The 6,530-nt window shown below is 71.5% G+C and carries 5 protein-coding genes; 4 read left to right on the forward strand and 1 reads right to left on the reverse strand.

The annotated features are described in order from the left end of the window. Positions 1-111 precede the first annotated feature (111 nt). Positions 112-1,233, reverse strand: coding sequence for an ABC transporter substrate-binding protein (locus tag ACFC1F_RS31940; protein ID WP_376163551.1), 1,122 nt, complete (start codon positions 1,231-1,233; stop codon positions 112-114). 283 nt (positions 1,234-1,516) lie between these two features. On the opposite strand from ACFC1F_RS31940, the gene ACFC1F_RS31945 reads away from it, so the two are divergent. The 4 genes from ACFC1F_RS31945 to ACFC1F_RS31960 all read left to right on the forward strand — a co-directional run bounded on the left by ACFC1F_RS31945 (position 1,517) and on the right by ACFC1F_RS31960 (position 6,324). Continuing rightward, entirely contained in the window at positions 1,517-3,133 is a 1,617-nt protein-coding gene (locus ACFC1F_RS31945; protein ID WP_376163553.1) for an APC family permease, read from the forward strand. A gap of 249 nt (positions 3,134-3,382) precedes the next feature. Next, complete coding sequence (gene trpS / locus ACFC1F_RS31950; protein ID WP_376163555.1) at positions 3,383-4,522, forward strand: tryptophan--tRNA ligase; 1,140 nt, start codon at positions 3,383-3,385, stop codon at positions 4,520-4,522. Positions 4,523-4,641: 119 nt separating this feature from the next. Continuing rightward, entirely contained in the window at positions 4,642-5,601 is a 960-nt protein-coding gene (locus ACFC1F_RS31955) for an LD-carboxypeptidase (protein WP_376163557.1), read from the forward strand. Positions 5,602-5,634: 33 nt separating this feature from the next. Continuing rightward, on the forward strand, positions 5,635-6,324 hold the full coding sequence (locus tag ACFC1F_RS31960; protein WP_376163559.1) for a nucleoside/nucleotide kinase family protein: 690 nt from the start codon (positions 5,635-5,637) through the stop codon (positions 6,322-6,324). Positions 6,325-6,530 lie beyond the last annotated feature (206 nt).

A 6,530-nucleotide genomic window follows, 5' to 3' on the forward strand; every position in this document is an offset into this window, starting at 1 on the left:
TACGGTCCCGACGATCCTCCCGCACGCCGCGACCAGCTCCAAGCGGCTTTCCCCCGGGTGTGGGCGACGACACCGTCCGACCCTCTGCGCCGCCGCCCCGCCGTCCCGGACTCAGACACCCGGAGCGACGAAGCCCTTCAGGTCGGCCAGCACGACGTTGGCTGCGGAGACGCCGAGCCCGAGGAACCAGGTCTCGTCCGAAACCGGCCGGGCCTGACCGGACTTGACCGCACCGAGGGTCTTCCAGAGCGGTCCGCCGAGCACCGCGTCCTGGTTGGTGGAGCTGGGCGTGCCGTACACCCCGTAGAAGACCCAGTCGGCGTCGGCCTTGTCGATCTGCTCGGGGCTGATCTCGACGGCCAGCTCCTTGACCTGCTCGATCCCGGGCTGCGGCAGTGGGACGTCGGTGAGGACGGTGCCGATGAAGGACAGTTCGGCGTACAGCCGGGTCTTGCCGGGCATGAACCGCAGCGGCGTGATGGTGGGCCGCTTCTGACCCAGCTTGGCGCCGATCGCGGCGGCCGCCGCCTGGTAGGCGTCGAGCTGCGCCTTGGCCTCCGCCTCCAGGCCGAAGGGGGCGGCGTTGAGCTGGAAGTTCTGCTTCCAGGGGTAGCCGGGGCGCAGCGAGAAGACGGTCGGCGCGATCTTGGAGAGCTGCGCGTACTGGTCCTGGGCGCGGAGCTGGCTGCCGAGGATCAGGTCGGGCTTGAGCGCGGCGATGGCCTCCAGGTTGAGGCTGTTGATGGTGCCGACGGCCGCCGGGCTCCCGGCCCTGTCCTTGAGGTAGGACGGCATGGTCTTCGAGCCGTCGGTGTGGACGACGCCGACCGGCTGGATGCCGAGCGAGACGACGTTGTCGAGCTCGCCGGTGTCCAGGACGACGACCCGCACCGGCTTGGCCGGGATGACGGTCTCGCCCATGGCGTGCCTGACGGTGCGCGGGTAGACACCGGGCGCGGCGTCGGTCCCGAAGCCCTTCATCTTCTCGATCACGGTGGCGTAGTCGTCGCCGCCCTGCTTCACCGACTTCTGGTCGGGCGACGAGCCGGCGGAGGAGCCGGAGGAGGCCTTGGCCGAGCCGCCGGCCGATGTTCCGGACCCGCCGGAGCCCCCGCAGGCGGTGAGCAGGCCGCCCAGGCCGAGGACGGCGCCGCCGGCGAGACCGGCGGTGAGGAGCCTGCGGCGGGAGGGGGTGGGGCTGACGACGGTCCGGTCGGCGGGGTGGGGGGCCACGCGACGCTCCTTCTCGGTCGATCGAAGTTAGGTGAGGCAAACCTATCCGAACCCCCTGGGGAGGTCGACCGCGAGGCTCCGAGGTGGGGCGCAAACCGTCTCAAGACGTGACATAAGGGGGAAATCAACCTGCCGCCAACCCTTCGAAAACAAGGTACATGACGGTTGCGTCCCATTAATTCATGCGCTTACTGCGGCTCTCGGCGAATGAATCGAAGCGAGTGGTTCAGATCACCAAGAGTTGGTCTACTCAACCTTCCGTACTCCCACCTAGGGTGCGCTGGTGTTTGATCAGCAGCTCTCAGAGCACGGAAGCAGCGGCCGGGCAACGGCGCCCGCCGCTCCGCAGGGTGCCCCGGTCAGTGGCGCCAGTGGTGGAGCCCCCGACCCGGGGGCGGCGGGGGCAACGGGGGACAAGGGCCTACGGGGCAACTCGGTCGGCCTGCTGAGCAGCGTGGTCCTGGGCGTCTCCACGGTCGCCCCGGTCTACTGCCTGACCGCGACGCTGGGTCCGACCGTCACCGCCGTCGGCGTCCAGATGCCCGCGGTCTTCCTGGCCGGCTTCCTGCCGATGCTGCTCGTCGCGTTCGCCTACAAGGAGCTGAACAAGGACTTCCCGGACTGCGGGACGTCCTTCACCTGGACGGTCAAGGCCTTCGGCCCCCGGATCGGCTGGATGGCCGGCTGGGGACTGACGGTCGCCACGATCATCGTGCTCTCCAACCTGGCCGGGGTGGCGACCGACTTCCTCTACCTGATGCTCGGCGAGATGACCGGCAGCAGCGGGATCGCCGAGCTGAACGACAACAAGGCCGTCCACCTCCTCACCGTGGTCATGCTGATCGCCGCCGCCACCGCGATGAGCTACCGGGGCATGACGGCCACCAAGTGGTTCCAGTACAGCCTGGTCGGCCTCCAGCTGGCCGTGCTGCTGCTCTTCTCGGTCATCGCCATCGGCAAGGCCGCCGCCGGCGACCTGCCCGACTCGATCGGCTTCTCCGCCTCCTGGCTCAACCCGCTCCAGGTCACCTCGTTCAGCGCGTTCACCGCCGGCCTGTCGCTGTCGATCTTCATGTACTGGGGCTGGGACACCTGCCTCACCATGAACGAGGAGACCCTCGGAAGCGCCAAGACCCCGGGCCGGGCCGCGATGATCTCCATGGTCACCCTGGTCGGCTCCTACCTGCTGGTCGCGATCGCCTCCCAGATGTTCGCCGGCGTCGGCGACAACGGCACCGGCCTCGGCAACCCGGCCACCGCCGACAACGTCTTCTCCGCGCTGGCCCGCCCGGTGCTCGGCTCGCCGTGGAGCATCCTGCTCTTCCTGGCCGTCGTCGCCAGCGCCGCCGCCAGCCTGCAGACCACCTTCATCCCCGTGGCCCGCACCCTGCTCGCGATGAGCTCCTACCGGGCCGTGCCGCCGCGCTTCGGCTCCGTCCACCCGCGCTTCCGCACCCCCGGCTACGCCACCGTGGCCGCCGGCGCCGCCACCGCCGTCTTCTACGTCGGCATGAGCGTGATCAGCGAGAACGTCGTCCAGGACACCATCCTGGCGCTCGGCCTGATGATCTGCTTCTACTACGCCCTGACCGCCTTCGCCTGCGTCTGGTACTTCCGCCGCTCGCTCCGGGGCGGCCTGCGCGACCTGGTCCTCCGTGGCGTCGCCCCGCTCATCGGCGGCGTGCTCCTCAGCGCGGTCTTCCTGCAGACCCTCACCGACGCGTGGGACCCGGGCTACGGCAGCGGCGCCGTCCTCGGCATCGGCTCCGTGTTCGTCATCGGCGTCGGCATCCTGCTGCTCGGCGCCGTGCTGATGACCTGGTACGGCGCGTACCGGCCGGAGTTCTTCCGCGGCGAGACGCTGCGCAAGGACACCCCCGCACTGGTGGTGGAGGACTGACGGCGGGGCGAGCGGCGCCGGGGAGGCAGCGCCCCGGCTCCTCCCGAAATCCCTGACGCCGTCGGGGGAGCGGCGCTATCCTCCAGCACATGAAGCGCTTCGCAGGTCTCAGCTGGTGGCCGTCCTAGGACGGCCACCAGCCACGCCTGACCAGGGCCGTCCGGATGGACGGCCCTGTTGCGTTTTCCCCCACGGGACGGGCCCGAGCCCCGGACGGCCACCACCACCGCCGTACCGAGGAGAGACCCGATGACCGCCACCACCACACCGCACTCCGCCGGCCCCGCCGCTGCCGGCTGCGTGACCGCCGGCACCGCGGCCGCCGACGCGACGGCCACCGATCCCGCGGCCTCCGACACGCCGGCCGCCGACCTGGACGAGCGGATCCGCCGCAACCCCGGGGCCCACCGGATCCTCACCGGCGACCGCCCCACCGGCCCGCTCCACCTCGGCCACTACTTCGGCACCCTGCAGAACCGGGTCCGCCTCCAGCGCCTCGGCGTCGAGCTGTTCATCGTCATCCCCGACTACCAGGTCATCACCGACCGGGACGTCGCCGACCGCCTCGCCGAGCACACCGAGAACCTCGTCCTCGACTACCTCGCCATCGGCATCGACCCCGACCGGGCCACGATCTTCACCCACAGCGCCGTGCCCGCCCTCAACCAGCTGCTGCTGCCGTTCCTCAGCCTGGTCAGCGTCGCCGAGCTGAACCGCAACCCCACCGTCAAGGACGAGATCGCCCACTCCCGCCAGTCGGCGGTGAACGGGCTGATGCTCACCTACCCCGTCCACCAGGCCGCGGACATCCTCTTCTGCAAGGCGAGCGTCGTCCCCGTCGGCCGGGACCAACTGCCCCACCTCGAAATCACCAGGACCGTCGCCCGCCGCTTCAACGAGCGCTACCCGCACCCGGACGGCACCGCCGTCTTCCCCCGCCCCGAGGCCATGCTCTCCGCCGCCCCGCTGCTGCTCGGCACCGACGGCGGGAAGATGAGCAAGAGCCGCGGCAACGCCATCCCGCTCTCCGCCGACGAGGACACCACCGCCCGCCTGATCAAGGGGGCCAAGACCGACACCGAGCGCCGGATCGGTTACGACCCGGACGCCCGCCCCGAGGTCTCCAGCCTCGTCCTGCTCGCCGCGCTCTGCCAGGACCGCGCACCCGAGGCCGTCGCCGACGAGATCGGAGACGGCGGCAGCGCCGCGCTCAAGCGCACGGTGACCGAGGCCGTCAACGACCACCTCCGCCCGATCCGCGCCCGCCGCGCCGAGCTCGCCGCCGACCGCGGCTACGTCCGGCAGGTGCTCCGCGCCGGCGCCGACCGCGCCAACTCCGTCGCGGAAGCCACCCTCGACGAGGTCAGGGCGGTGATGGGGTCGGCATGAACGCAGCAGGGCATATCTTGTCTGGTCGGCGTCACGGACGGCACCGCCCCCGAGCCGTCCCGCAGCCGTCCCGCCACCGCCCCTGACCCGAACCACTCCACTCCGGAAGGAACCTGGCAATGGATCAGCGCACTCCCGCGCCCGCCCGAGGCCTGACCCGTCCGCCCCGGCTCCTCCCCGGGGACCGCATCGCCGTGGTGGCCCCCAGCAGCCCGATCGACCCCGAGCGGCTCACCGCCGGGTCCGAGATCCTGCGCTCCTGGGGGCTGGAGGTCACGGTCGGACCGCACGTCCTCGACACCCACCCCGTCCTCGGCCACCTCGCCGGCACCGACGCCGACCGGGCCGCCGACCTCCAGTCCGCCTGGCTCGACCCCACCGTCGACGCCGTCATCTGCGCCCGCGGCGGCTACGGCGTGCACCGCATCGTCGACCTGCTCGACTGGGACGCCATGCGCGCCGTACCGCCCAAGGCGCTGATCGGCTTCAGCGACGTCAGCTCGCTGCACGAGGCCTTCGCCCAGCGGCTCGGCATCGCCACCCTCTACGGACCGATGAGCGCGGCCGCCTCCTTCATCCAGGACGGTCCGACCGCCGACCACCTGCGACGCACCCTCTTCGAGCCCGAGTCCGTCACGGTCCTCACCTCGCCCACCGCCGAGACCCTCGTCCCGGGCACCGCCCGCGGCATCACGGCGGGCGGCTGCCTCCACGTCATTACCGCCGAGCGCGGCACACCGGCCGCCCGCCCCTCCTTCGCCGGCACCATCCTGATCCTGGAGGACGTCCACGAGCACCCGTACCAGCTCGACCGCCTCGTCACCCAGCTGCTGCGCTCCGGCGCGCTCGACGGTGTCGCCGGCGTCGCCCTCGGCTCCTGGGACGGCTGCGGCCGGCCCGAGCGGGTCCGGGAGGTCATGCTCGACCGGCTCGGCCCGCTCGGCATACCCGTCGTCTGGGAGCTGGGCTTCGGTCACTGCCCCTCCACCCTGACCGTGCCGCTCGGGGTCCCCGCCCTGCTCGACGCCGACAGCGGGACCCTCACCCTGGAGTCGCCCGCCCTCGCCCCGCGGAGCTGACGGCCGCCCGGGCGCGGTCAGTAGGGTGCGCCCATGAACGAGGACACCCACACCGCTCCTGATCTCGCGGCGCTCGCCCTCGGTCTCCTCCGGGGCCCGGGAAGCAACGCCCGCACCATCCTCGGACTTGCCGGACCGCCCGGCGCCGGCAAGTCCACCCTCGCCCGGCACCTGGTCGCCGAGGTCGAACGCCGCGAAGGCCCCGGCAGCGCCGCGTACCTCCCGCTCGACGGCTTCCACCTCTCCGCCGCCCAGCTCGACCGCCTCGGCCTGAGCCACCGCAAGGGCGCCCCCGCGACCTTCGACGCCCACGGGTACGTCGCGCTGCTGCGCCGCGTCGCGTCGGACCGCTTCCAGGACATCTACGTCCCCGACTTCGACCGTGAGCTCGACGAACCCGTCGCCGCCCGCCACGTCGTCGCGCCGCACGCCCGGCTCGTCATCACCGAAGGCAACTACCTCGCCGCCACCGAGCACCCCTGGCCGGAGGCCCGCCGCCTGCTGCGCGAGCTCTGGTACGTGGACGCCGAGGACACCGTCCGTGAGGACCGCCTGCTCCGCCGCCACCGCGCCGGCGGCCGTGACGAGGACTCGGCCCGCCACTGGGTCACCACCAACGACCACCCCAACGGCGAGTACGTGAAGACGGGCCGCTCCCTCTGCACCCGCATCGTCCGGGTCAGCGGTTTGCCTGCGGCTCAGGAAGGGCGTAGTGTTCTCTAGTCGCTCGGCAGGGAGCACCGGACACGCATCGGCGCGGACGGTCCCGGGGCGGCCAATCCCTAGAAACACCACTTCCCGGTTCGGGCTGGGTCGTGCTTTGCCTTTTTCGGCGGTGCGGCTCGGGTCTTATTCGGCGTGTCCGTTTATATGGATTGCGGCCGGATTCGCTTCTCGGAGCGGGGATGGGCTAGAGTTTGAAACGTCGG

Source organism: Kitasatospora sp. NPDC056181 (assembly GCF_042266225.1).
Taxonomy (GTDB): domain Bacteria; phylum Actinomycetota; class Actinomycetes; order Streptomycetales; family Streptomycetaceae; genus Kitasatospora.

Bases quoted from the DNA above. Each gene is read 5' to 3' on its own strand.
- trpS (WP_376163555.1), top strand. From the start codon at position 3,383: ATGACCGCCACCACCACACCGCACTCCGCCGGCCCCGCCGCTGCCGGC.
- ACFC1F_RS31955 (WP_376163557.1), top strand. From the start codon at position 4,642: ATGGATCAGCGCACTCCCGCGCCCGCCCGAGGCCTGACCCGTCCGCCC.
- ACFC1F_RS31960 (WP_376163559.1), top strand. From the start codon at position 5,635: ATGAACGAGGACACCCACACCGCTCCTGATCTCGCGGCGCTCGCCCTC.